The organism is Streptomyces sp. NPDC059443 (assembly GCF_042750105.1).
Classification (GTDB): Bacteria; Actinomycetota; Actinomycetes; order Streptomycetales; family Streptomycetaceae; genus Streptomyces.
This window is the reverse complement of the sequence record NZ_JBHYVM010000062.1, coordinates 1-22,064: the sequence shown is the minus strand read 5'-3', so window position 1 is coordinate 22,064 and position 22,064 is coordinate 1. Positions and strand designations below refer to the sequence as shown.

The window sequence follows — 22,064 nt, the reverse complement described above, 5'->3', positions numbered from 1 at the left end:
CCCTGGCCGAGGTGCGGCCCGGCCAGGGTGCAGCCCGACGAAGCCCCGGCCAGGGTGCAGCCCGACGAAGCCCCGGCCACTCGGGGTACGGCCCGACGAAGCCCCGGCCGGGGTACGGCCCGGCGGAACCATGGCCGGCTGGGGTGCGGCCCAGCGGAGCCCTGGCCGAGGTGCGGCCCGACGAAGCCCTGGCCGAGGTGCGGCCCGGCCAGGGTGCAGCCCGACGAAGCCCCGGCCAGGGTGCAGCCCGACGAAGCCCCGGCCACTCGGGGTACGGCCCGGCGAAGCCCCGGCCACTCGGGGTACGGCCCGGCGAAGCCCCGGCGGGCTGGGATACCGCCAGGCGAATCGCTGATCGGCCGAGGCAGGGCGGGGCGAAGCCCCCGTCGGCTGAGGTACGACCCGGCGGGGCCGTGGCCGACGGGAGTGGCCGACCTGGCCAGAGCCAAGGACAGCGAGCAGCGGGCCGAAGGCCCCCGGTGACGGGCAAAGCCCGACGTCAGGCACCCCGTACAACCCCCGGGAGACGGGCACGGCCCGCCGGAAAGGGTCCGGGGCGAAGCTCCGGGGAACGGAGGAAGGGCGGGGCGGGGAACAGCCCTGCTCCGCGAACGCCCCCCTCTGGGCCGCGGCCCAGACCCAGCGCTAATGCCCGCCAGCGGCGCCCAGGCTCCCCCGAGCCCGGCTCTACCCCGCCCGGACCTAAGGCCGGAGACCCTCACCCGAAGCGGCCCTGCCCAGCGCTGCCCTACCCTTGCCCGGCCCTGCCCGACTCTGCACGGCCCGCCCGGCCCCGCGCAGCACGGCCCACCCCTGCCCAGCCCAGTCCCGCCCGGCCCAGCCCGGTCCCGCCCTGCCCAGCCCAGTCCCGCCCTGCCCAGCCCAGTCCCGCCCGGCTCCGCGACGCGTCGCCCCGGCCCCGGCCCCGCACCGCACCGCACCGCACCGCAACGAGCGGCCCGGCTGCGCAGCAGAATGGGGGCATGCCCGAAGGCGACAGCGTCTACCGCACCGCGGCTCTGCTCCGCGAAGCCCTGGCGGGGAAGGTGCTCACCCGCTCCGACCTCCGCGTCCCCCGCTTCGCCACCGCCGATCTCACGGGCCGCACCACCCTGGAGGTCGTCTCCCGCGGCAAGCACCTCCTCATCCGCCTCAGCGGCCCCAGCGGCCCCAGCGGCCCCGACCCGGCCGACCCCCCGCTCAGCGGCCCCGGCGGACCCGGACCCTCCGACCCCCCGCCCGGCAGACCCGGCAGACCCGGCAGACCCGGCCCGGCCGACCCCCCGCCCGGCGGCCCCGGCAGACCCGACCCGGCCGACCCCCCGCCCGGCGGCCCAGGTGGGCCCGGGCCCTCCGATCCCCCGCCCCGGACCCCCCACCGGCCCACCGACCGCCTCACCCTCCACACCCACCTCCGCATGGACGGCGCCTGGCGCGTCTTCGCCAACGCCGACGCCACCGGCACCGGCACCGGCACCGCCGCCACCCCGGCCACCGCCGGAGGCCACCGGCACGAGGTCCGCGTGCTCCTCGCCACCGCCACCCACACCGCCGTCGGCTACCGCCTCCCCGTCGTGGAGCTGCTCCGCACCATCGACGAGCACCGCGCCGTCGGTCACCTCGGTCCCGACCTGCTCGGCCCGGACTGGGACGCGGAGGCCGCCGCCGCCAACCTCCTCGCCGGCCCCGGCCGGCCCCTCGGCGAGGCCCTCCTCGATCAGCGCAACCTGGCCGGCATCGGCAACATCTACAAGGCCGAGCTCTGCTTCCTCGCCCGGATCACCCCCTGGACCCCCGTCGGCGACATCCCGCGGGCCACGCTCCCCCGCCTCACCGCCGCCGCACACCGGCTCCTCGACGCGAACAAGGACCGCCGCCGCAACACCACCGGCAGCCGCCGCCCCGGCCAGGACCTCTTCGTCTACGGCCGCGCCCACCGGCCCTGCCTGCGCTGCGGCACCCCGGTGCGCGAGGCCCCGCAGGACGGCCGCCCCACCTACTGGTGCCCCCGCTGCCAATCCGGCCCGACGCCTTAGGCCGGACGATGCGGGTCTGACCGGCAACATTCACAAGAGGCCGCCTAGTTGACGCTCCGTCAGATCCGGTCGTACCGTCCCCGCATGCCCACACCCACTGCGTACGACCTCACCGGCCGCACCGCCCTGATCACCGGCGCCGCCAGCGGCATCGGCCGCGCCACCGCCGTGCTCCTCGCCGAGGCGGGAGCGGCCGTGCACTGCGCGGACCGCGACGCGCAAGGCCTCCAGGAGACCGCCGAGCTGGTCACCAAGGCGGGCGGGCGGGCCACCGTCCACCCTCTCGACGTCACCGACCGCGCCGCGATCAAGGCCGCCATCGCCCAGGCCGGCCCGCTCGACATCGCCGCCGCGATCGCCGGCATCATGCACAGCAGCAGCGTCCTGGACACGGCGGACGAGGACCTCGACCGGGTCCTGGACATCAACTTCAAGGGCGTCCTGCGCACCTGCCAGGAGGCCGCCCGTTCCATGATCGCGGCGGGCCGTCCCGGCTCGATCATCACGATGGCCTCCGGCGCCGTGGACGCCGCCCAGCCCGGCCTGCTCTGCTACAGCGCCGCCAAGGCCGCCGTCGTCCAGCTGACCAAGACCCTGGCCACCGAGGCCGGCCCCCACGGCATCAGGGTCAACGCCGTGGCCCCGGGCTGGATCCGCACCCCGATGACCGGCAGGCACAGCCCCGAGGTCCAGGAGCAGACCGAGGCGATGATGACGCGGATGTCCCCCCTGCGCCGGGTCGGCGAGCCCGAGGACATCGCCCAGGCGGTGCTCTACCTCGCCTCGGACGCCTCGTCCTTCATGACGGGCCAGATCCTTCGTCCGAACGGCGGGGTGTCGATGCCCTGGTAACGGCCTCGCCCACCGAATCCCCGGCAACCGAATCTCCGGCAACCGAATCCCCGCCCGCCGGATCCCCGGCGCCCGAACCCACACCACCAGCCCCGCGACGCACACGCCCCGGCCCCGGCACGCAGTGCACCGGCAGCAGCCCCAGCCCCCACCCCCCGACGGCGACCGCGCCCTCCAGGGGCCCGGCCTCGGCCGGGGTCAGCGCCAGCCGGAGCACCGCCCACCACCACAGGACGCCCACCGCCAGCGCGAGGGCCAAGCCCGCCAGACCCGCCGGTATCCGCATCCGCAGCAACCGCCGCACGGTCACCTCCCAGGGGCCGGGGTCCCGGACAGCCCCAATCCTCCCGCACCCCTCCCGCCCCCGCACCCAGAACGGACCCGGAACGGCCCGGAGCCCCGGCCGGTGCAATCAGCACCGACCGGGGCTCCGGCCACACTCACACGCGCGCCTGGTACTACTCGCGCACTACGCGGCTACGACGTTCACCGCTTCCACGGGCGCCTTGATGGTCACCCGCTCCGGGCCACCCGTGACCGAGGTCACGGACACCGAATTGAGCATCGGGCGAACCGGTGCGGACACCGGACCGCTTGCCGCGGCCGACTGTGCCAGCTCGGCGAGCGACAGCTCGTCGCTGACTTCGCGCATCAGCTCTGACATCCGTACGTCAAGCGCGTCGCAGATCGCGGAGAGCAGCTCGGAAGATGCCTCCTTCTGCCCCCGCTCCACCTCGGAGAGATAGCCGAGCGAAACTCGGGCGGACGAGGAGACTTCGCGCAGAGTACGGCCCTGGCGCTGGCGCTGCCGACGCAGCACGTCACCCAGCAGGCGACGGAGCAGAATCATCGGTGGCTCCCTCCTCTGACCGTATAGCCGTAACCTTCACGCCCCACCGTACCGCCTCGCGCGGCGGCCGTGCGGGGAGCGATGTCGTGTTCACTCAGGGCTGCAAACATCAAATCCCCCCGTCCTGTTCCGTATCGTGCCCCCGGAGATTCTCGCGGAGTTCGCTCGCGAGCAGCTTGAGCACTGTGCGTGCACTCTCCCTACGGATTTCCTCCCGGGAGCCTTTCAACCGCAGACGGGCCGTTTTCCTGCCCCGGGGACCCGCCACGGCCACGAAAACGGTGCCGACCGGCTGCCCGTCCTGTGGCTCCGGACCGGCCACTCCAGTGGTCGCGATGCCCCACGAGGCGCCCAGCACGCGTCGCACTCCGGCCGCCATCTCCTCTGCGACCTGCGCGTTTACCGCGCCTTCGGCCGCCAGCAGCTCCGCGTCCACGCCCAGCACCTGATGCTTCAGCTCGGTCGCGTACGCCGTAACCGAGCCTCGGAATGACCGAGAAGCGCCGGGGACCGCGGTGAGCTCGGCGGCCACCATTCCGCCGGTGAGCGACTCCGCCACAGCGACCGTACCGTCACTCTCCGCGAGCAGGTTCAGCACATCGGCCGCAACCGCCCCAGTGTCCCCGGCGGCCCCAGCGGCATTCCGCATCGCATCGCCCGCTACCGATGCCGCCGAAGAATCACCCGAGCCGGTCCCCGCACCGTTCACCGCCCGGCGCGCTCTTCGGCAAGTCCGTGCCTGCGCAGCACGATCGCCTGGCGGATGTAATCCAGTCCGGTGACCACGGTCAGGAGGACGGCGACGGCCATCACCCAGAACCGCATGGTGGCCAGCGGCCCGGTCAGCGCGAGCACGTACATGCCCACGGCCGTGCCCTGGGCCAGGGTCTTGAGCTTGCCGCCCCGGCTCGCGGGAATCACCCCGTACCTGATGACCCAGAAACGCAGGAGCGTGATCCCGAGTTCCCGGCCGAGGATCACCCCGGTCACCCACCAGGGCAGATCACCGAGCCACGACAGACACACCAAAGCCGACCCCATGATCGCCTTGTCGGCGATGGGGTCGGCGATCTTCCCGAAGTCAGTGACCAGGTTGTACGTGCGGGCCAGATGTCCGTCGAAGATGTCGGTGATCATGGCGACGGCGAACGCCGCCCAGGCCAGCGCCCGCCAGACGGGGTTGTATCCCCCGTCGGCGAGCAGCAGCATCACGAATCCCGGCACCAGGACCAGCCGGATCATCGTCAGGATGTTGGCGATGTTCCACAGGCTGGCCTGATTGACCGCCGCGGCGCCCAGCTTCGCGCCGGGCGCGGGCCGGCGGCCGGTCCCGCCCGCCGCGGATGCCGGGGCTCCGCTCATCCGGCCGCCTCCTCAAGATCCACACCCAGGGGCTCGGCCACCAGGTCCACGCCCAGAGTGCCGACCACCTTCGCCGTGACGATGCGCCCGGGGACCAGGCCCGCGCCGTCCGTGAAGACGACCTGGCCGTCGGTCTCGGGAGCCTGGTGGGCGGCGCGCCCGTAGGCTCCTTCGCCGTCCTCCGCCTCGTCGATCGGGACGACCGTCTCGACGAGCACCTCCAGGGTCTCTCCGATCCGCTCCTCCGCGCGCTGCGAGGTGAGCTCCTCGGCGAGGCGCTGCATGTGGGCGAGGCGCTCCGCGATCGTGTCCGCGTCCAGCTTGTTGTCGTAGGTGACGGCCTCGGTGCCGTCCTCGTCGGAGTAGCCGAAGACGCCGATGGCGTCGAGCCGCGCGTTGGTGAGGAAACGCTCCAGCTCGGCGAAGTCCGATTCCTTCTCGCCGGGGAAGCCGACGATGAAGTTGGACCGGACGCCGGCCAGCGGGGCCTTGGAGCGGATGGTGTCGAGCAGCTCCAGGAACCGGTCGGTGTCACCGAAGCGGCGCATGGCGCGCAGCACGTCGGGGGCCGAGTGCTGGAAGGAGAGGTCGAAGTACGGGACGACCTTGGGGGTCGAGGTCAGTACGTCGATCAGGCCGGGCCGCATCTCGGCGGGCTGGAGGTAGCTGACGCGCACGCGCTCGATGCCGTCCACCGCCGCCAGCTCGGGCAGCAGGGTCTCCAGCAGGCGGATGTCGCCGAGGTCCTTGCCGTACGAGGTGTTGTTCTCGGAGACCAGCATGACCTCCTTGACGCCCTGCTCGGCGAGCCAGCGCGTCTCGCCCAGCACGTCGCTGGGGCGGCGGGAGATGAAGGAGCCGCGGAAGGACGGGATGGCGCAGAAGGAGCAGCGCCGGTCGCAGCCGGAGGCCAGCTTGACCGAGGCGACCGGGCTCTTGTCCAGGCGGCGGCGCAGCGGCGCACGCGGCCCGGAGGCGGGCGCGAGCCCGTCCGGGAGGTCGGCGGGGGCCTCGGCGGGTTCCTCGACGGGCGCCGCCTGCGCGTGGCCGGGCAGGGCCACCTCGGCGTCCTGGCGGGCCGCCGGGCTGATCGGCAGCAGCTTGCGCCGGTCGCGCGGGGTGTGGGAGGCGTGGATGCCGCCGTTGAGGATGGTCTGGAGGCGGTCGGAGATATCGGCGTAGTCGTCGAAACCAAGGACGCCGTCGGCTTCGGGAAGCGCTTCGGCGAGCTCCTTGCCGTAGCGCTCGGCCATGCAGCCGACGGCTACGACGGCCTGCGTCCTGCCGTGATCCTTGAGATCATTGGCTTCGAGCAGGGCGTCTACGGAGTCCTTTTTGGCGGCTTCGACGAAGCCGCAGGTGTTGACGACGGCTACGTCCGCATCGGCGGCGTCCTCGACGAGCTCCCAGCCATCCGCCGCCAAGCGGCCTGCGAGCTCCTCCGAGTCCACCTCGTTACGGGCGCAGCCAAGAGTGACAAGGGCGACGGTACGGCGTTCGGGCATGGACTCAAGACTACTTCGTCCCGGCGGCGGCCCCCGCCTCCCATCCCGGTACGACAAGATCCCCGGAGTGCGGCGCAGCACCCCGGGGATCCGGAACGTTTTATTCCTCGCTGGTCAGCCCGCCTGGGCCTGGCCCTGACGCGGGTCGTCCTTGGTGTATGTGAGACGTTCCACCTGGCCCGGCTGGAACTTGTCCTTGATCTCCTTGCCGTTCACGAACAGCTTCACGACCCCGGCGTCGCCGAGCACCAGGTCGATGGAGTCCTTGTCCGTGAACGTCTTCGATTCGCCCTGCGCGAGGGTGCCGTCGAAGAGGAGGCGGCCACTGTGGTCCTTGGCCGAGATCCAGCTTTCCCCGTCGTTGGCCGTCAGGACGACCGTGACGAGGTCCTTGGGAGCGGCGGCGATGGCGCTTTCCGAGGGCTCGGGCTTGGGAGCCTGAGGTGCCGGCGGGGTCTTGGGCGACGGCTTGGCGCCGTTCTGGGTGGGTGCGGCCTTGGGGGCGGCGGAACCTTCCGCCACGGGCTGCTTGGACTTCTCCTCGCCGCCGCCGAAGGCGGTGAAGCCGACGAAGCCGATCACGGCGACGATGGCGGCGACCATGGCGGCGGTCCAGTTGGGCCGCTGCCGTTCGGGACGGATCCGCTCGGCTTCGAACATCGGCGCGGCGGGGGTGGGTGCCGGCCGGCCGCCGTGGGCCGCGTCGTAGCTCTCGATCAGGGGTGCCGGATCGAGGCGCACGGCGCGGGCGAGCGTACGGATGTGGCCGCGGGCGTAGACGTCGCCGCCGCAGCGGGTGAAATCGTCGGATTCGATCGCGTGCACGATCGGAATGCGCACGCGGGTGGTGGAACTGACCTCGTCGACGGTCAGCCCGGCGGCGATCCGGGCCTTCTTGAGGGCCGTCCCGATGGACGGCTCTTCGACGGAACGTTCGACGATGCGGTCCTCGGACCGGTCGTCGGCCGAAGGCCGCTCTTCTTCGGGGGAGTTGGAGTTGCCGATGGACACGAGGGCGCCTTTCGAGCGTGTAGCCACCTGCTGGATGTCCAGTCTAGGGGGGTGACGAAAGGGTGGGGCAACCGGAGGGGTGAGTCCCTACGCCATAAGAATGGCTACGGGGCTTCCGCCCGGTGTGGCGGCCCCGCACGGGCCGCCGTCTCCCTCAACTGGACGCGGCCCCCGAGGAAACGGCCACCCCCGGAACACGGACGGCCCAACCCGGAGCCTAGACGGGATCTTCCCCCCGGATCACCGCGAGCACCCCGTCCAGCTCGTCGGCCTTGAGCAGGACGTCGCGCGCCTTCGAACCCTCGCTCGGGCCCACGATCCCGCGCGACTCCATCAGGTCCATCAGCCGCCCGGCCTTCGCGAAACCGACCCGCAGCTTGCGCTGGAGCATCGACGTGGACCCGAACTGCGTGGAGACGACCAGCTCGGCCGCCTGGCACAGCAGGTCCAGGTCGTCGCCGATCTCCTCGTCGATCTCCTTGGTCTGCTTCTGCCCGACCGTGACGTCGTTGCGGAAGACCGGCGCCATCTGGTCCTTGCAGTGCTGCACGATCCCGGCGATCTCGTCCTCGGTGACGAAGGCGCCCTGCAGCCGGACCGGCTTGTTCGCGCCCATCGGCAGGAACAGCCCGTCGCCCTTGCCGATGAGCTTCTCCGCGCCCGGCTGGTCGAGGATGACCCGGCTGTCCGCGAGCGAGGACGTGGCGAACGCGAGCCGCGAGGGCACGTTGGCCTTGATCAGGCCGGTGACCACGTCCACCGAGGGCCTCTGCGTGGCGAGCACCAGGTGGATGCCGGCCGCACGGGCCAGCTGCGTGATGCGGACGATCGAGTCCTCCACGTCGCGCGGGGCCACCATCATCAGGTCGGCGAGCTCGTCGACGATCACCAGCAGGTACGGGTACGGGCTCAGCTCCCGCTCGCTGCCCGGCGGCAGTTTGATCTTGCCTTCGCGGATGGCCTTGTTGAAGTCGTCGATGTGCCGGTACCCGAAGGCCGCCAGGTCGTCGTAGCGCAGGTCCATCTCGCGCACGACCCACTGGAGCGCCTCGGCGGCCCGCTTCGGGTTGGTGATGATCGGGGTGATCAGGTGCGGGATGCCCTCGTACGCCGTCAGCTCCACCCGCTTGGGGTCCACGAGCACCATCCGGACGTCCTCCGGGGTGGCCCGCACCATCACCGAGGTGATGAGGCAGTTGATGCAGGAGGACTTGCCGGAGCCGGTGGCACCGGCGACCAGCACGTGCGGCATCTTCGCCAGGTTGGCCATGACGTAGCCGCCCTCGACGTCCTTGCCGAGCGCCACCAGCATCGGGTGGTCGTCCTCGGCCGCGTCGGCCAGCCGGAGCACGTCGCCCAGGTTGACCATCTCGCGGTCGGTGTTGGGGATCTCGATGCCGACCGCCGACTTGCCGGGGATCGGGCTGATGATCCGGACGTCCGGCGAGGCCACGGCGTAGGCGATGTTCTTCGCGAGCGCGGTGATCCGCTCGACCTTCACGGCCGGGCCGAGCTCCACCTCGTAGCGGGTCACCGTCGGGCCCCGGGTGAAACCGGTGACCTTCGCGTCGACCTTGAACTCCATGAACACGTTCGTCAGCGAGGCGACCACCGCGTCGTTCGCGGCGCTACGGGTCTTCCCCGGCCCCCCGCGCTCCAGCAGGTCCAGGGAGGGCAGGGCGTACGTGATGTCCCCGCGCAGCTGGAGCTGCTCGGCGCGGGGCGGCAGCGCCTGGGTCTCGGGCGGGGCCTTGGTCAGGTCGGGCACGGACAGCGTCCCGGAAGCCGCGGCGGTGGTGTCGTGCGGCGGAGCGGTCGGGGCAGCCGGGGCCGGGGCGGCGGAGGCGGAGGCGGCCGCCGGGGCCTTCTCCTCGCGGGCCGAGGGCACCGGAGCGGTGATCTCCGTACCCTCGCGCTCCACCGAGATGCCCTGGGTGAGGTCGGCGACCAGCGGGGAGGGAGGCATCCCTCCGTAGACCGCGCCGTCCAGCGCCGCCGCGGCCGCGGCGGCCACGTCGACGGCGTCCATCTCCCGGTCCATGCCCGGCCGTCCGGCGGCCCGCCGGGGGCGCCGCCGCCGGGCGAGCGCCTCCTCCTCGGCCGAGGCGGCCGGGTCTGCGGAGCCGGCGGCCGCACCCGTACGGGCCCGCCACTGCTCGGCGTCGTGCCGGTCGGCGGAGACCCCCTCCGCGGCGGCCTCCCCGTAGCCCTCGTCGTATTCGTTCGGCGCGATGATCCCGAGCCGGATCCCCGCGCTCCGCAGGCGCTGCGGGATCGCGTTGACGGGGGTGGCGGTGACCACCAGCAGGCCGAAGACGGTCAGCAGCACCAGCATCGGCACGGCCAGCGGCGCGCCCATCGTGAAGATCAGCGGCTTCGAGGCGCCCCAGCCGATCAGCCCGCCCGCGTTCTGCATGGCGGTGGTGCCCTCGTCGCGCCCGGGGGCTCCGCAGGCGATGTGCACGAGCCCCAGCACTCCGATGACCAGCGCGGAGAGCCCGATCCCGATGCGGCCGTTGGCGTCGGCCTGTTCGGGATGGCGGATGAAACGTACCGCCATGACGCCGAGCAGGATCGGCACGAGCAGGTCGAGCCGCCCGAAGGCGCCGGTGACCAGCATGGTGACCAGGTCCCCGACGGGCCCGCTCAGATTCGACCAGGTCCCGGCGGCGACGATCAGCGCGAGGGCGAGGAGCAGCAGCGCGACGCCGTCCTTGCGGTGGGCGGGGTCGAGGTTCTTCGCGCCCCGGCCGACGCCGCGGAAGACCGCGCCGACCGCGTGCGCGAGGCCCAGCCAGACGGCGCGCACCAGCCGCAGCACTCCCCCGGTGGGGGACGGCGCGGGTTTGGGCGCGGCCTTCTTGACCGGGGCGCGCTTGACGGCGACCGCGGCCTTCTTGGCGGGCGGTTTGCGAGCGGGGGCTGCCTTCTTCGCCGGCGCCGTCGTACGGCCCGTGCGACCCTTCGCGGTGCCCGCCGTGCTCTGGGAACCCTTACCGGACGTACTTGAGGCCATGGGCCCGAGGTTACCGGTGCGCGTGCCGGTGGACACGCGTGCCCACCGCTTCACCCGTTCGTGTCGCCACCGGTGGCCCCGCTGTGACGCACCGCCAGACCTGACGGACCGCCAAGCGGGCCGCTGCGGAAGCCCGTGGCCCTCAGCCCTGCGCGGGCAGCACGGGCGCGCCGCTCCCGGTCCCAGGCTCCAGCGCGTCGAGCGCCCGCCGCAGTCCGGTGAGCTTCCGCTCCAAGTGGGCCGCGGTCGCCACCACCGAGGGGTCGGCCGCTTCCTCGCCGAGCTGCTTGGTCAGCGCCTCCGCCTGCTCCTCCACCGCGGCGAGCCGCGCGGAGAGCTCGGCCAGCAGCCCGGCCGTCTCCTTGGAGCCGTCCACCGCGCCGTTGGAGCCGCCGCCCTCCAGCTGGAGCCTCAGCAGCGCCGCCTGCTCGCGCAGTTGGCAGTTCTTCGTGTAGAGCTCCACGAACACCGAGACCTTGGCCCGCAGCACCCACGGGTCGAAGGGCTTCGAGATGTAGTCCACCGCGCCCGCCGCGTACCCGCGGAAGGTGTGGTGCGGGCCGTGGTTGATCGCGGTCAGGAAGATGATCGGGATGTCCCGGGTCCGCTCCCGCCGCTTGATGTGCGCGGCCGTCTCGAAACCGTCCATGCCCGGCATCTGCACGTCCAGCAGGATGACCGCGAAGTCGTCCGTCAGCAGCGCCTTGAGCGCTTCCTCCCCCGACGACGCCCGGACCAGTGTCTGATCGAGCGCGGAGAGGATGGCCTCCAGCGCCAGCAGATTCTCCGGCCTGTCGTCGACCAGGAGGATCTTGGCCTTCTGCACCATGCCCTGTCCTCCTCGCCCCGGCATGGGGCCTCCCCGGCTCCTGGCACCGGCCTGTGCGCCGGGCCCCGCCCCAGAGGACGGCATCCTTGCGCCGTCCGTCCTTGTGCCGGTCATCGTAGCCCCAGTCCCGAGATCGCCACACCCTGTCACCAAGATGTCACTGCGCACGAAGCGGAAACGTGGTGGGAGGGCAGAAGGTTCCCTCGGGAGTCCCTTCGTGCCCGCCCGATCACGCCTCAGTTTCCGCGCATATGCCCTTCCATGACCGACAGTAGGTAGTCGGGTTCGACCGGCTTGGTCACGTAGTCCGAGGCACCGGACTCGATCGCCTTCTCCCGGTCCCCCTTCATCGCCTTCGCCGTCAGCGCGATGATCGGCAGCCCCTCGAACTGCGGCATCCGCCGGATCGCCGAGGTCGTCGCGTACCCGTCCATCTCCGGCATCATGATGTCCATCAGCACGAGCGCCACGTCGTCGTGCTGCTCCAGGACCTCGATGCCCTCCCGGCCGTTCTCCGCGTACAGCACCGCCAGTCCGTGCTGCTCCAGCACGCTGGTCAGCGCGAAGACGTTGCGCACGTCGTCGTCCACGATCAGCACCCGCTCGCCGTGGAAGTCGTACGTCCGCGGTGCCACCGGCAGCGGCTCGTCGAGGGCCCATGCCTCCGCGTCGCCCTGCCCCGGCACCTCCGCCCTCAGCAGCGGCTCGCTCAGGGCCTTGCGCCGGCGCCGGAACAGCGCCGAAGACCCCTGCCCGGCCGGTTCCCCGGCCCGCGGCGCTGCCACCGGCTGTACCGGCGCTACGGGGCTCTGCTCGGCCGGGGCCGCCGGCAGCGCGGGACGCACCGCCTCGGCGGCCGGCCTGCGGTACAGCTCGGCGCGCGCGCCGCCGGGCGTGGGCGGCGCGTACCCCTGCGGGGGCAGCTCGCTCGGGTTCAGCGGCAGGTACAGCGTGAAGGTGGACCCGCGGCCCGGCTCGCTCGCCGCGTGGATCTCCCCGCCCAGCAGCCGGGCGATCTCCCGGCTGATGGACAGCCCGAGGCCGGTGCCGCCGTACTTGCGGCTGGTGGTCCCGTCCGCCTGCTTGAACGCCTCGAAGATCACCAGCATCTTGCTCTCGGCGATCCCGATCCCGGTGTCGGTCACCGAGAAGGCGATCAGGTCGGCGTCCGCCTCGCGCAGCGATCCGGCCTCCAGCAGCTGCTCGCGGATGGCGACGGGCACGTCGGCCCCGGCGGGCCGGATCACCAGCTCCACCGCCCCGGTGTCGGTGAACTTCACCGCGTTCGACAGCAGGTTGCGCAGCACCTGGAGCAGCCGCTGCTCGTCGGTGTGCAGGGTGGCCGGGAGCTCCGGGGAGACCCGTACCGAGAAGTCGAGCCCCTTCTCCGCCGTCAGCGGCCGGAAGGTGGCCTCCACGTAGTCGACGAGCTGGACCAGCGCGATCCGGGTCGGCGAGACGTCCATCTTCCCCGCCTCGACCTTCGACAGGTCGAGGATGTCGTTGATCAGCTGGAGCAGGTCGGAGCCGGCCCCGTGGATGGTCTCGGCGAACTCCACCTGCTTCGGCGACAGGTTCTCGTCCGCGTTGTCGGCGAGCAGCTTGGCCAGGATCAGCAGGGAGTTGAGCGGGGTCCGCAGCTCGTGCGACATGTTCGCCAGGAACTCGGACTTGTAGCGCATCGAGACCGCGAGCTGTTCGGCGCGCTCCTCCAGGACCTGGCGGGCCTCCTCGATCTCGGTGTTCTTCACCTCGATGTCCCGGTTCTGCCGGGCCAGCAGCTCGGCCTTCTCCTCCAGTTCGGCGTTGGCCGCCTGGAGTGCCTTCTGCCGGTTCTCCAGCTCGTCGGAGCGCTCGCGCAGCTGCTCGGTCATCTCCTGCGACTGCTTGAGGAGCACCTCGGTCTTGGAGTTGACGGAGATGGTGTTGACGCTCGTACCGATCATCTCGGCGATCTGGCTGAGGAAGTCCTTCTGGATCTGCGTGAAGGGCTGGAAGGAGGCCAGCTCGATGACGCCGAGCACCTTCCCCTCGAAGAGCACCGGCAGCACGATCACGTGCGCCGGCGGGGCCTCGCCGAGCCCCGAGGAGATCTTCAGGTAGCCGGGCGGGGTGTTCTCGATGAGGATCATCCGCTTCTGGTCGGCGACCGTCCCGATCAGCCCCTCCCCCGGCCGGAAGGAGATGGGCATCTGGCCGCCGGCGTACGCGTAGCTCCCGCGCATCCGCAGTTCGTACGAGCCCTCGGCGCCCCCCTCCGTCCCGATCTCGGTGGTGCCCCCGGTCGGCACCGCCAGGAAGAACGCGCCGTGTTGCGCGGAGACCACCGGGGTCAGCTCGCTCATGATCAGCGAGGCCACGTCGTCCAGCTCGCGGCGGCCCTGCATCAGGCCGGAGATCCGGGCGAGGTTGCCCTTGAGCCAGTCCTGCTCCTTGTTGGCCAGGGTGGTGTCGCGCAGGTTCGCGATCATCGTGTTGAGGTTGTCCTGGAGGACCTGGATCTCCCCGGCCGCGTCCACGTCGATCTTGAGGTTGAGGTCGCCGCGGGTCACCGCCGTGGCCACGGCCGCGATGGCGCGCACCTGCCGGGTGAGGTTCCCGGCCATCTCGTTCACGGACTCGGTCAGGTCCCGCCAGGTGCCGTCGACGTCCCGGACCCGCGCCTGGCCGCCGAGGATGCCTTCCGTGCCCACCTCGCGGGCCACCCGGGTCACCTGGTCGGCGAAGGAGGAAAGCTGGTCGACCATCGTGTTGATGGTGGTCTTGAGCTCCAGGATCTCGCCGCGCGCGTCGATGTCGATCTTCTTGGTCATGTCGCCCTTGGCGATGGCGGTCGTGACCATGGCGATCTGGCGCACCTGCCCGGTGAGGTTGGAGGCCATGAAGTTCACCGAATCGGTGAGGTCCTTCCAGGTCCCGGAGACCCCCGGCACGTGCGCCTGGCCGCCGAGGCGGCCTTCCGTACCCACCTCGCGGGCCACGCGGGTGACCTCGTCCGCGAACGAGGACAGGGTCTTGACCATCGTGTTCACGGTGTCGGCGAGCTGCGCGACTTCGCCGCGCGCCTCGACGGTGACCTTCTTCGTCAGATCGCCGTTGGCCACCGCCGAGGAGACCTGGGAGATGTTGCGGACCTGCGAAGTGAGGTTGTTGGCCATCAGGTTGACGTTGTCGGTCAGGTCCTTCCAGATGCCCGTCACCCCGCGCACCCGGGCCTGTCCTCCGAGGATGCCCTCGGAGCCCACCTCGCGGGCCACCCGGGTCACCTGCTCCGCGAACGAGGACAGCTGGTCCACCATCGTGTTCACCGTGGTGACGAGCTCCAGGATCTCGCCCTTGGCATCGACGGTGATCTTCTTGGAGAGGTCGCCTGTGGCGACCGCCGTCGTCACCTCGGCGATGTTGCGCACCTGAGAAGTCAGGTTGTTCGCCATGAAGTTGACGGACTGGGTGAGGTCCTTCCAGGTGCCGGAGACCCCCTTCACCTCCGCCTGGCCGCCCAGGATCCCCTCGGTGCCCACCTCACGGGCCACCCGGGTCACCTGCTCAGCGAAGTTCGAGAGCTGGTCCACCATCGTGTTGAGGGTGTTCTTCAGCTCCAGGATCTCCCCGCGGGCGTCCACCTCGATCTTCTGCGACAGGTCGCCGCGGGCCACCGCCGTCGCGACCTGCGCGATGTTGCGGACCTGGCCGGTGAGGTTCCCGGCCATGCCGTTCACCGAGTCCGTCAGATCGCGCCAGACGCCGGCCACCCCGGGCACCTGCGCCTGGCCGCCGAGGCGGCCCTCCGTACCCACGTCCCGGGCCACCCGGGTCACCTGCTCCGCGAAGGCGGACAGCTGGTCCACCATCGTGTTGATGGTGTTCTTCAGCTCCAGGATCTCGCCGCGGGCGTCCACGTCGATCTTCTGGGAGAGGTCGCCGCGGGCCACCGCCGTGGTCACCTGGGCGATCTGGCGCACCTGGGAGGTCAGGTTCCCGGCCATGAAGTTGACGGAGTCGGTGAGCTCCTTCCAGGTGCCGGAGACCCCCTCGACCCGCGCCTGGCCGCCGAGCCGGCCCTCGGTGCCCACGTCCCGGGCCATGCGCGTGACCTGGTCGGCGAAGGAGGACAGCTGGTCGACCATCGTGTTCACGGTGTTCTTCAGCTGGAGCATCTCGCCGGAGACGTCGACCGTGACCTTCTGCGACAGGTCGCCGTTGGCCACCGCCGTCGTCACCTGGGCGATGTTGCGGACCTGACCGGTGAGGTTGCGGAAGGCCGTGTTCACCGAGTCGGTGAGGTCCTTCCACGTCCCGGCCGCGCCCGGAACCTGCGCCTGGCCGCCCAGTTCACCTTCCACGCCGACCTCACGGGCCACGCGCGTCACTTCGGCACCGAAGGACTGGAGCTGGTCCACCATCGTGTTGACGGTGTTCTTCAACTCCAGCATCTCGCCGGCCACGTTCACGGTGACCTTCTGCGACAGGTCGCCGTTGGCCACCGCCGTCGTCACCTGCGCGATGTCGCGCACCTGCGTGGTGAGGTTGCGGAAGACCGTGTTCACTGAGTCGGTGAGGTCCTTCCACGTCCCGGCCGCGCCCGGCACCTGCGCCTGGCCGCCGAGCAGGCCCTTCGCCCCGACCTCGCTGGCCACGCGCGTGACCTCGTCCGCGAAGGTCCGTAGCGTCTCGGTCATCTGGTTGATCGTTTCGGCCAGCTGCGCGACCTCGCCGCGCGCGCTGACCCGGACCTTCTGCGACAGGTCGCCGTTGGCGACCGCCGTGGTGACCTGAGCGATCCCGCGCACCTGGGCCGTCAGGTTGCCGGCCATCGTATTGACCGAGTCGGTCAGGTCCTTCCAGACGCCCGCGACCCCCGGCACCTTCGCCTGACCGCCGAGCTCGCCCTCCGTACCCACCTCCCGGGCCACCCTGGTGACCTCGGAGGAGAACGAGGACAGCTGGTCCACCATCGTGTTGACGGTGTTCTTCAGCTGGAGCATCTCGCCGGCCACGTGCACCGTGACCTTGCGCGAGAGATCGCCCTTCGCCACCGCCGTCGTCACGAGGGCGATGTCACGCACCTGGGCGGTGAGCCGGTACGCCATCGTGTTGACGGAGTCGGTCAGGTCCTTCCAGGATCCGGACATTCCGCGCACCTGGGCCTGGCCGCCGAGCTTGCCCTCGGTGCCCACCTCCAGCGCCACCCGCGTCACCTCGTCGGTGAACGCGGACAGCTGGTCCACCAGGTTGTTGACCGTCCGGCCGACCTTCAGGAACTCCCCGCGCAGCGGATGCCCGGCTCCCTCCGCGGCCTGGGTCCGCAGGTCCATCCGCTGGTCGAGGTCGCCCTCGGCGACCGCCGACAGCACCCGGCCCACCTCGGACACCGGCCTGGCCAAGTCGTCCACCAGCTGGTTCGAGGCGTCGATCGCGGCCGCCCACGAGCCTTCGCAGGCACCCGTTTCCAGCCGTTCGCTCAGCTTGCCCTCGCGGCCCACCATCCGCCGTACCCGGGACAGTTCCCCGGTCAGGTGGAGATTGCGGTCGGCGACCTCGTTGTAGACGGCGGCGATCTCCGCCATCACGCCCTCGCCGGACACCGTCAGCCGCTTGCGGAAATTCCCGTCCCGCATCGACACCAAGGCCGTGAGCAGCCTGTTCAGTGCCGCGGTATCAACTTCCGTCGTGCCGCCCCGCCGGGACCGTCCGCCCTTAGGGCGCGTTCCCGTACGCCGCACCGCCGCGCCAGACTCCACCGTGTCCCTCCCGAAAGGGTCGACCGCTGTTCCACCGGGCACCCTGCTCACAACGCTGTGCCCATTGACACTGTGCCCAAAGACGCCGTGCCCATTGACGCTGTGCCCATCAACACTGTGCCCATTAACTGCCCGACTCCGAGCCCGCCCAGTGTTTCACCCCGGCCGAACCCGGCCATAACACTCCGGCACCATCGCACACCGGCCGTACCCTGCGGGTGGATTCCCCGACGACGGCACCATGGCGAGCGCGAAGGTAAGTAACCTGGCATCCGATGTCCACCGCGTCGAAGGAGACTCGTGATCACGGCACGGGCGGCTGCCAGTTTTGATCCCCAAGGGCGCTCGGTCGCCGCCGCCCGCGCGTTCGTCCGCGACACCCTCCAGGGCTGGGGCTTCGCGGACATCATCGACGACGCGGTGGTCCTGACCAGCGAACTCGTCACCAACGCCGTGGTCCACGCCGGCACCCGCGCCGAAGTCCTGTGCCTGCGCACCGAGGACGGCGTACGGGTCGAGGTCGCCGACCGGTACCCGGAGCGCGAGCTCCCGCTCCACCTCCCCGGCGAGCGCCCGTACGCCGACCCGGACCGCGAGAACGGCCGCGGGCTGATGCTCTGCGCCGCCCTCGCCACCCGCTGGGGCGTCGAGTACACGGCCGCCCACAAGCACGTGTGGTTCCGCCTCGACATGCCGGACCGTCCGGTCGGTACCCGCTCCGCGGGCCCGGTCGTCCCCGACCAGCTGCTGCCCCTCGCCGACAGCCGGGTCCGCGTCGCCGTCGTCCAGGTCGACGCCGCCGACACCGTCTCCGGCTGGAACGAGGACGCCGAGATCATCTTCGGCCACCCCGCGGAGAAGGCCGTGGGCCGCCCCCTCGCCGAGCTCGCCGCCTGGCCGCAGACCCCCGGCACCGGGACCGGCATCGCCGAGGCCCTGCGCCTGTCCCGCTGGGAGGGCAGCTACGGCATCCGCGGCGCCGACGGCCGCGTCATTCCCGTCTACGCCTCCCACCTGCGGGTCCGCGATGCCCACGGCGAGCCCTCCATCGTCTGCCTCCTCGTCCACGACGACGAGCGCGCCCTGCTCCAGACCCCCGCGCGCATCCCCGCCGACGGCGGCAGCCTCACCGAGCCCCGCCCCGCCGACCCCTTCGAGATCTTCATCGGCTCCCCCGCCCCCGACGACCTCGACGGCCTCCTCCAGCGCACCGTGGAACGCGCCCGCGACCTCCTCGACGCCGACGCCGCCTTCCTCCTCCTCGCCACCGACGACGAGACCGAGCTGGAGGTCCGCGCCACCACCGGACTGCCCTCCACCCGCCAGCGCTTCGCCCGCGTCCCCATCGAAGCCGGCACCAACCGGTGGGGCAGCGCCCGGATGCCCGCCGTCCACGAAGACCTCTTCGTGGTACCCGGAGCCGTCCCGCTGCTGGAATCCACCGGCATGCGCTCCGCCGTCACCGTGCCCCTCAAGGTCGAAGGCCGCCTCACCGGCTCCCTCGGCGTCGCCACCGAATCCTCCGGCCGCTACTCCAACGACGACGCCCTGCGCCTCCAGTTCGCCGCCGACCGCATCGCCCTCGCCGTGGAATCGGCCCGCCTCGGTGAGCTCGAACGGCTGCGCCGCGGCTCCCTCTCCTTCCTCGTCGAGGCCTCCGACCTGCTCGCCGGCACCCTCGACCGGGACCAGACCCTGGCCCTCATGGCCCAGATGACCGTCCCCACCCTCGCCACCTGGTGCGCCGTCTACACGATCGCCGACCCGGCCTCCGACCCGTACCTCTCCTACGTCCTGCACGAGGACGAGGACCGCATCGACGGCCTCAAGGCCCTGCTCTCGCAGGTCAGTCCGCCCGAACCGGTCCGCGAAGCCGGCGCCCGGCCCTGGCCCTCGACGGCTGTCGCGGTGGGCGGCGAGACGGTGGTCCTCCCCCTCCTCGCCCGCAACCGCGTCATCGGCATGCTGACCCTCGGCAAGCCCTCCGAGGAGCACTTCCGCCAGGAGATCCTCGAACTCGCCGAGGACCTCTCCCGCCGCGCCGCCCTCGCCCTGGACAACGCCCGCCTCTACTCCGAGCGCACCGCCATCAGCCGCTCCCTCCAGCGCAGCCTGCTGCCGCCCGGCTCCCCCGCCATCCCCGGCATCGAGGTCGAGGTCATCTACCGCGCCGCCGGCGAGGGCAACGAGGTGGGCGGAGACTTCTACGACGTCTTCCCGATCCGCCCCGGCGTCTACGGGTTCGCCATCGGCGACGTCTGCGGTACGGGCCCCGAGGCGGCCGCCGTCACCGGCCTGGCCCGCCACGCCCTGCGCCTCCTGGCCCGCGAGGGCCTCGGCGGCCCGGCCGTACTGGAACGCCTCAACGCCGCCATCCTCGACGAGGGCGACCGCAGCCGCTTCCTCACCCTCCTCTACGGCGAGCTCCACCCCCAGCCCGACGGCAGCGCCCACATGAAGGTGGTGTGCGCCGGCCACCCCCTCCCGCTGCGCCTGCGCCCGAACGGCGAAGTCCTCCCGGCCGCCGACCCGCAGCCCCTCCTGGGCGTCCTGGAGGATCTCGACCTCTACGAGCAGACCCTCACCCTGGACCCCGGCGACGTCCTGCTCTGCGTCACGGACGGCATCACCGAACGCCGCGAGGGCACCCGCATGCTCGGCGACGACGGCCTCACCGAAGTCCTCAGCACCTGTACGGGGCTCACGGCCGGCGCGGTGGCCTCCCGCGTGCTGCGCGCGGTGGAACGCTTCGCCGCCGAACCGGCCTCGGACGACATGGCCATCCTCGCGTTCCGCATCCCCCGCCAGCGCGAGGGCGACCAGCCCGCCTGATCCCCTGCCGGCCCCCTGGTGGGCCGGTGCCGGCTGTGGTCGACTCGCCCCGTGATTACCGTTCTCGCCAGCGTGGTCGCCGTGATCGGCACGCTCATCGGCTCGTGGAGCACGTACGCCTTCCAGCGCCGGGCCGCGGCCAGAACCCGGGCCGAGGCCTGGGAGGAACGCCTGCGCCAGGAGCGCCTGTCGGCCTACAGCGCCTACGCCGGCGCGGTCACCGAGCTCAAGCGGGCCCAGATCACCCTGTGGTTCCGCAGCCGGAGCACCCCGCGCGACGAGGAATCCGTCATGACGGCCCAACTGGAGAGCGACCGCCTCGGCGCGGCCGCCGAAACCGCGGTGTTCCGCCTCCGCCTGGTCGCGGACGATCCCGTTCTGCGCCCCCTCATGGAACCGATATCCGCCGCACTCGGCGAGATCAAGCGCGCGGGCGACCGCCGCACGGTCATCGCGATCGAGGCCCGGTTCGAGGAGGCGGTCGGCGCCTTCCTCGACTCGGCGGCCCTGCGTCTGCGCTAAAGCTACGCAGGCACTACGGCTGTCCTGGCCGGACGCAGGGGCTTGGCCCAGCGATAGGTACCCGGGCGGCGGCGCTCCGCGCGCAGGGACGCGAGGGTGTACCGGTTGATCCACTCGTTGATCCGGGCGGCCGGCCGGCCGGTGATCACCAGGCCGTGCGCCGAGTCATCGGTGCGAACCGGCTGGACGACGCCGTCACGGCGACCGAGGCTGATGGACTGCGCCAGGTACCGGAACCTGAACGGCTTGGGCTCGCGGCCGCGGGCGAGTGCGTCGATGGCCTCGGCGGCGTGCGCTCCGGTGGGCATCGCCGTCGCGCACGCCATGCGGAGTTCGCCCGCGCCGGGCACGGTGACGCTTGCCGCGTCGCCGACGACGAACACGTCGGGGTGGGAGAGCGAGCGCATGGCCGTGTCCACCAGCGCGCGGCCCCGCCCGTCCACACGGAGCCCGGCCTCGGCGGCCAGCGACGGAACGGTGAACGCGGCGGCCCAGACGACCACGTCCCCGGCCAGCTCGCCCCGATCGGTTGACAGTCCACCGCCGTGGACGGCCCGGACCCGGGTGTGTGAGTGCAGGCGGACGCCCAGCCGCTCCAGGGAGTCGCGCACATGGTTCCGGCCGGCCGCCGAAAGCCCGTTCCCGGGCTCGCTTCCGGTGACCAGACGTACCTGCCACCCGCTGTCCGACTCGGCGAGCTCCGCGGCCAGCTCGATGCCGGTCGCTCCGCCGCCGACGACGATGACGGTGCCGGTGCCGGTGCCGGATCCACGGGACAGCCGGTCGCTGAGGTCCCGCGCCCGCTCCAGGGTGTAGGCGTGCTCGCCGATGCCCGGAACGCGGGTGGTGTCGGTGCTGCTGCCGAGGGCGTAGACGAGCCGGTCATAGGTCAGCGTGGTGCCGCTATCCAGAAGGACCGTGCGGGCGTCCGGATCGATCGACGTGGCCCTGGCCTTGACCGTCTCAATGTCCCTCCCGGCGACGAGCTCGCGCAGGACGACGGGCGTGCCGGCGCGGCCGGCGGCCATTTCGTGCAGCCGGATCCGCTCGGTGAAGCATTCATTGGGGTCGACGAGGGTCACCCGGTGGCGGCGGCTGACGCGGAGGGCCGCCGTCACCCCCGCGTATCCGGCGCCCACCACCACGACGTGCTGCTTCTGTCCCATGTCGATGCTCCCGTTCCACGTCCACGAGGCTCCGTGCGCGCCTCTCGGAATGAGGACCGGACAGCGTGCCGCGTCGTGACATCACCGGCCCTCTCGGCCGTGTGACGTAGGTCTCACGCGTCCCGGGACACAAAAAAGGCCCCCGCCAATGGCGGGGGCCTTCTCTGATGGAGCCCTTTAACGGAATCGAACCGTTGACCTTCTCCTTACCATGGAGACGCTCTACCGACTGAGCTAAAAGGGCGGGTTGTTCGGCGGCGTCCTACTCTCCCACAGGGTCCCCCCTGCAGTACCATCGGCGCTGAAAGGCTTAGCTTCCGGGTTCGGAATGTAAACCGGGCG

General features: G+C 71.6%; 15 protein-coding genes, 1 tRNA gene and 1 rRNA gene. 4 read left to right on the top strand and 13 right to left on the bottom strand.

Translation table 11 applies throughout. The features are described from left to right. The coding region (locus ACFXDJ_RS35435; RefSeq protein WP_384655238.1) for a hypothetical protein at positions 1 to 266 on the bottom strand (266 nt) is incomplete at its 3' end. 717 nt (positions 267 to 983) lie between these two features. On the opposite strand from ACFXDJ_RS35435, the gene ACFXDJ_RS35430 reads away from it, so the two are divergent. Both ACFXDJ_RS35430 and ACFXDJ_RS35425 read left to right on the top strand, forming a co-directional pair. Beyond that, complete coding sequence (locus ACFXDJ_RS35430) at positions 984 to 2,036, top strand: zinc finger domain-containing protein (protein WP_384655241.1); 1,053 nt, start codon at positions 984 to 986, stop codon at positions 2,034 to 2,036. An 84-nt stretch (positions 2,037 to 2,120) separates the two neighbouring features. Continuing rightward, complete coding sequence (locus ACFXDJ_RS35425) at positions 2,121 to 2,888, top strand: SDR family NAD(P)-dependent oxidoreductase (protein ID WP_384655243.1); 768 nt, start codon at positions 2,121 to 2,123, stop codon at positions 2,886 to 2,888. Here the strand turns inward: ACFXDJ_RS35425 and ACFXDJ_RS35420 are convergent. The 9 genes from ACFXDJ_RS35420 to ACFXDJ_RS35380 all read right to left on the bottom strand — a co-directional run bounded on the left by ACFXDJ_RS35420 (position 2,836) and on the right by ACFXDJ_RS35380 (position 17,202). Then, positions 2,836 to 3,174: a hypothetical protein gene (locus ACFXDJ_RS35420; protein WP_384655275.1), complete on the bottom strand. Its 339-nt coding sequence runs from the start codon at positions 3,172 to 3,174 to the stop codon at positions 2,836 to 2,838. The two genes, ACFXDJ_RS35425 and ACFXDJ_RS35420, sit on opposite strands and share 53 nt — an antisense overlap. Before the next feature lie 183 nt (positions 3,175 to 3,357). After that, positions 3,358 to 3,738, bottom strand: a complete 381-nt coding sequence (locus ACFXDJ_RS35415; protein ID WP_384655246.1) for a helix-turn-helix domain-containing protein — start codon at positions 3,736 to 3,738, stop codon at positions 3,358 to 3,360. 109 nt (positions 3,739 to 3,847) lie between these two features. Then, a complete protein-coding gene (locus tag ACFXDJ_RS35410; protein WP_384655249.1) occupies positions 3,848 to 4,387 on the bottom strand; it encodes a CinA family protein in 540 nt (179 codons plus the stop codon). A 56-nt stretch (positions 4,388 to 4,443) separates the two neighbouring features. Further along, positions 4,444 to 5,100 (bottom strand): CDP-diacylglycerol--glycerol-3-phosphate 3-phosphatidyltransferase, encoded by a 657-nt coding sequence (pgsA, locus tag ACFXDJ_RS35405; protein WP_384655251.1) that lies wholly within the window; start codon positions 5,098 to 5,100, stop codon positions 4,444 to 4,446. Continuing rightward, positions 5,097 to 6,605: a 30S ribosomal protein S12 methylthiotransferase RimO gene (gene rimO, locus ACFXDJ_RS35400; protein ID WP_384655254.1), complete on the bottom strand. Its 1,509-nt coding sequence runs from the start codon at positions 6,603 to 6,605 to the stop codon at positions 5,097 to 5,099. Before rimO ends, pgsA begins: the two co-directional genes overlap by 4 nt. A gap of 114 nt (positions 6,606 to 6,719) precedes the next feature. Next, positions 6,720 to 7,616: a RodZ domain-containing protein gene (locus ACFXDJ_RS35395; protein ID WP_384655257.1), complete on the bottom strand. Its 897-nt coding sequence runs from the start codon at positions 7,614 to 7,616 to the stop codon at positions 6,720 to 6,722. A gap of 217 nt (positions 7,617 to 7,833) precedes the next feature. After that, a complete protein-coding gene (locus tag ACFXDJ_RS35390) occupies positions 7,834 to 10,632 on the bottom strand; it encodes a DNA translocase FtsK (protein ID WP_384655260.1) in 2,799 nt (932 codons plus the stop codon). Positions 10,633 to 10,774: 142 nt separating this feature from the next. After that, positions 10,775 to 11,461 carry a two-component system response regulator gene (locus ACFXDJ_RS35385; protein WP_384655262.1) on the bottom strand — a complete coding sequence of 229 codons (687 nt, stop codon included), beginning with the start codon at positions 11,459 to 11,461 and terminating at the stop codon, positions 10,775 to 10,777. Between the two features lie 236 nt (positions 11,462 to 11,697). Continuing rightward, entirely contained in the window at positions 11,698 to 17,202 is a 5,505-nt protein-coding gene (locus tag ACFXDJ_RS35380) for a HAMP domain-containing protein (protein WP_384851265.1), read from the bottom strand. Between the two features lie 300 nt (positions 17,203 to 17,502). On the opposite strand from ACFXDJ_RS35380, the gene ACFXDJ_RS35375 reads away from it, so the two are divergent. Next, positions 17,503 to 20,034, top strand: coding sequence for a SpoIIE family protein phosphatase (locus tag ACFXDJ_RS35375; protein ID WP_384655268.1), 2,532 nt, complete (start codon positions 17,503 to 17,505; stop codon positions 20,032 to 20,034). A 51-nt stretch (positions 20,035 to 20,085) separates the two neighbouring features. Beyond that, on the top strand, positions 20,086 to 20,556 hold the full coding sequence (locus ACFXDJ_RS35370) for a hypothetical protein (RefSeq protein WP_384655269.1): 471 nt from the start codon (positions 20,086 to 20,088) through the stop codon (positions 20,554 to 20,556). Between the two features lie 2 nt (positions 20,557 to 20,558). Here the strand turns inward: ACFXDJ_RS35370 and ACFXDJ_RS35365 are convergent, their stop codons facing one another. The 3 genes from ACFXDJ_RS35365 to rrf all read right to left on the bottom strand — a co-directional run. After that, the gene (locus ACFXDJ_RS35365; RefSeq protein WP_384655272.1) at positions 20,559 to 21,722 is read right to left on the bottom strand and encodes an NAD(P)/FAD-dependent oxidoreductase; all 1,164 of its coding nucleotides are present in this window, start codon (positions 21,720 to 21,722) and stop codon (positions 20,559 to 20,561) included. A 168-nt stretch (positions 21,723 to 21,890) separates the two neighbouring features. Further along, positions 21,891 to 21,966, bottom strand: a tRNA-Thr gene (locus ACFXDJ_RS35360). A gap of 5 nt (positions 21,967 to 21,971) precedes the next feature. Continuing rightward, positions 21,972 to 22,064: ribosomal RNA gene (rrf, locus tag ACFXDJ_RS35355) — 5S ribosomal RNA — on the bottom strand; the annotation flags it as partial.

Coding starts and splice junctions, on each gene's coding strand:
- ACFXDJ_RS35385 (WP_384655262.1), bottom strand. CDS start 11,461: ATGGTGCAGAAGGCCAAGATCCTCCTGGTCGACGACAGGCCGGAGAAT.
- ACFXDJ_RS35420 (WP_384655275.1), bottom strand. CDS start 3,174: ATGCGGATACCGGCGGGTCTGGCGGGCTTGGCCCTCGCGCTGGCGGTG.
- ACFXDJ_RS35415 (WP_384655246.1), bottom strand. CDS start 3,738: ATGATTCTGCTCCGTCGCCTGCTGGGTGACGTGCTGCGTCGGCAGCGC.
- ACFXDJ_RS35410 (WP_384655249.1), bottom strand. CDS start 4,387: ATGCGGAATGCCGCTGGGGCCGCCGGGGACACTGGGGCGGTTGCGGCC.
- ACFXDJ_RS35430 (WP_384655241.1), top strand. CDS start 984: ATGCCCGAAGGCGACAGCGTCTACCGCACCGCGGCTCTGCTCCGCGAA.
- pgsA (WP_384655251.1), bottom strand. CDS start 5,100: ATGAGCGGAGCCCCGGCATCCGCGGCGGGCGGGACCGGCCGCCGGCCC.
- ACFXDJ_RS35425 (WP_384655243.1), top strand. CDS start 2,121: ATGCCCACACCCACTGCGTACGACCTCACCGGCCGCACCGCCCTGATC.
- rimO (WP_384655254.1), bottom strand. CDS start 6,605: ATGCCCGAACGCCGTACCGTCGCCCTTGTCACTCTTGGCTGCGCCCGT.
- ACFXDJ_RS35365 (WP_384655272.1), bottom strand. CDS start 21,722: ATGGGACAGAAGCAGCACGTCGTGGTGGTGGGCGCCGGATACGCGGGG.
- ACFXDJ_RS35390 (WP_384655260.1), bottom strand. CDS start 10,632: ATGGCCTCAAGTACGTCCGGTAAGGGTTCCCAGAGCACGGCGGGCACC.